Source organism: Virgibacillus salexigens, from assembly GCF_014905415.1.
GTDB classification, from domain to species: domain Bacteria; phylum Bacillota; class Bacilli; order Bacillales; family Amphibacillaceae; genus Virgibacillus; species Virgibacillus salexigens.
The window spans coordinates 1-307 of sequence record NZ_BNEO01000130.1 but is presented as its reverse complement, the minus strand read 5'-3'; the positions used below and the strand labels follow the sequence as shown (position 1 = coordinate 307).

1 protein-coding gene is annotated in these 307 nt (G+C 35.5%); it reads left to right on the top strand.

Annotated features, from left to right (window positions below):
• Positions 1-27: 27 nt before the first annotated feature.
• Positions 28-307: TRAP transporter large permease subunit (locus tag JKP73_RS22545; RefSeq protein ID WP_234447181.1), on the top strand; the 280-nt coding region annotated here is incomplete at its 3' end.

Here is a 307-nt window from a genome sequence, read left to right as displayed (position 1 = left end):
GTCATTTTGCTGCTGGTAGGAATGTTTATGGATACGAGTGCGGCAGTATTAATTTTTGTTCCGTTATTTTTGCCAATGGTTTTCGAACTTGGGATTGATCCGATCCATTTTGGAATTATTATGTTTGTTGCTCTTTCTATTGGCATGATCACACCTCCGTTTGGGCTAAATTTATTTGTAGCGTCGGGGATTAGTAAAGTATCATTAACCGAGGTAATTAAAAGTACCGTTCCGTTTATTCTTGTTATGATATTTACCTTGCTTGTTATAGCGTATATACCTGAAATATCACTATTCTTATTGAATG